Origin of the sequence: Chitinophaga sp. (assembly GCF_035564935.1) — a bacterium.
Lineage (GTDB): Bacteria > Bacteroidota > Bacteroidia > Chitinophagales > Chitinophagaceae > Chitinophaga.
The window spans coordinates 1-2226 of the sequence record NZ_DATMTE010000955.1 but is presented as its reverse complement, the minus strand read 5'-3'; the positions used below and the strand labels follow the sequence as shown (position 1 = coordinate 2226).

Annotated in this window: 2 protein-coding genes; both read right to left on the bottom strand. The window is 49.1% G+C overall.

All coding sequences use genetic code 11. The features are described 5' to 3' along the window. Nucleotides 1-148 precede the first annotated feature (148 nt). On the bottom strand, nt 149-1402 hold the full coding sequence (locus VN105_RS24735) for a TlpA disulfide reductase family protein (RefSeq protein ID WP_325645277.1): 1254 nt from the start codon (nt 1400-1402) through the stop codon (nt 149-151). A 4-nt stretch (nt 1403-1406) separates the two neighbouring features. After that, nucleotides 1407-2096, bottom strand: a complete 690-nt coding sequence (locus VN105_RS24730; protein ID WP_325645275.1) for a YggS family pyridoxal phosphate-dependent enzyme — start codon at nt 2094-2096, stop codon at nt 1407-1409. Between the last annotated feature and the right edge of the window lie 130 nt (nt 2097-2226).

The following is a 2226-nucleotide window of genomic DNA, read 5'->3' as shown; positions in this document are numbered from 1 at the left end:
TTGTCTGACTCCGGATTAAACTGATTACACTGATTACACTGTCAATACTCAGCTGCTACCAGGCAGTTGCCTTGCACCTGCCTGGGCCATACTTAGTTCATGCTTTCAGCGTGGACAGAAGGTGGACATGAGGTGGACTTGATCTGTACTACTTTGCATCCAGCATATTGGAAACCAGCCGGTTAAAGTCGGCCTGGAATTGTTCATAATGTTCCCCTGTTCCGGGGCCGGAGAAGCCGGTATGCACCTCCTGTACGTTTCCCTTTTTATCAATGAAGATGGTAGTAGGAAAGCCTTTGATACCGGTAAGCTGCGGGAGTGTTTTCTCTCCTTTTTCGGGATCGGCGGGCGTTACACCGGTGATCAGCACCGGGTAGTGTACGTCAAAGCGTTTCAGGAAGCCTTCCAGGGCACGTTTCGACTTATCAAAATCGGTAGTGCGTTCGTAGGCGAGCCCTATCACTTCTACGCCGCGGTCTTTGTTCTTTTCGTACCATTTGCTGAGGAAGCCGGTTTCGTCCATACAATTAGGGCACCAGGAACCCATGAGGGTAATGATGACCACTTTATTTTTGAAGCGGTCGTCTTTGATACTCACCTTATTGCCGTTGAGATCGGGGAAAGTGAAGTCCAGTTGTTGCTGACCGGGTTTCATGGTGGCAATGGTCCTTTCATCGGGGAGTTTGGCGGTGTCGTTTTTCACGGCCGACCAGTATTCCAGCCCGTCGCCGATGCCGGCAAAGAAGCGGCCGCCTGTGATGCTGTCTTTCTCCACGCGGGCGGTAAAGAGGTAAGCATGGGAGCCGTCGAAGGTGGAAAGGCGGAGGCTATCGCCGTCTACAACGCCGTCGAGGAAGCGGTAATCGCCGGTAGTGGTGAGGAAGGTGCCGTGTACGGTGTTACCGGATTGTTTGAACTCACCGATAGCGGTGGAAGGCGCTTTGTCCTTATCTTTTGAAGATACGAACTGCGTTACCCAGCGGCCCGACACATTAGCTGTGGCGGGTGTGGCAACCGAGAAGCGTTCCGCTTTGCCTGCTACTGCGGAGAAAGGAATGCTTACATCCTTATCGGCCAGGTGCCTGATCCAGAGGCCTTCCGCGGCGCTGTCGGAGTTAAGCTTTGCCTTGAACTCCGAATCAAAGAAAGGCATTTTGATCAGGAGGGAATCGCCTGTTACAGTAACTTCGTCTACCAGTAATTTGTCTGTTGCATTGAGTACGTAAAGCACTTTTTTGCCAGCGGTATCTTTTACTTCGAAATTAAAAACGATATCTGCGCCATCGTTGCGATGCAGTTTGGCCTGCCACACACCATTGGCAATACTTTTAGCGGTATGGCCGGTGTTACAGGCACTGAAAGCCAGGCCTATACCTGCGAGGAAGATGGATAATTTTCTCATAAGATTACAATTTTGAATAGTTCCTTTCTCCAAAAAGCAGGCTGCCGATACGCACCAGGGTACTCCCTTCCTTCAGGGCAAGGTGATAGTCGGCGCTCATGCCAATGGACAGTTCTTTAAAATACGGTTCGTTGTTAAAGTAAGTGGTTTTAACGGACCCGAATAATTCATGGAGCTGGTGGAACTCTTCGCGGATCTGTGTTTCGTTGGTGGTGTTGGTAGCCATACCCATCATGCCGGCAATGCGCACCTGTGCAAAAGCGGGTGGATTGGCCTGGTAAGCTTGCAACAGTTGCTGCAACTCCTGTGCATCCATGCCAAACTTTGTTTCTTCTGCCGCAATGTGCACCTGTAACAGGCAATGAATGATCCGTTGATGTTTGGCCGCCTGTTTATTGATTTCCTGCAGCAGTTTTAAACTGTCTACGGCATGAATGGTATGTACAAACGGCGCAATGAACTTCACTTTATTGGATTGCAGGTGACCAATAAAATGCCATTCTATGTCTGCCGGTAAAAGCGCTTGTTTTTCTGTAAGTTCCTGTACGTAGTTTTCGCCGAAGATCCTTTGTCCTGCTGCATAGAACGCAGCAATATCCTCTGCCGGTTTCGTTTTGGAAACGGCTACCAGCCGGGCGTGAAATGGTTTTAGCCGGTCGAGTACTTCGTGGTATGCTTCTAAATTGATTGCCATCACGCAAAGATACGCGCGAATTTTGTCTTGGAACGCTGATTACGCTGATTTTGATGATTTCATTGATTTTGCTTTTTAAATACAGCGGATGTTGTCTGACTCAGGATTAAACTGATTACACTGATTTGAT

Excerpts from the sequence above, each read along its gene's own strand:
- VN105_RS24735 (WP_325645277.1), bottom strand. The coding sequence starts at position 1,402 with ATGAGAAAATTATCCATCTTCCTCGCAGGTATAGGCCTGGCTTTCAGT.
- VN105_RS24730 (WP_325645275.1), bottom strand. The coding sequence starts at position 2,096 with ATGGCAATCAATTTAGAAGCATACCACGAAGTACTCGACCGGCTAAAA.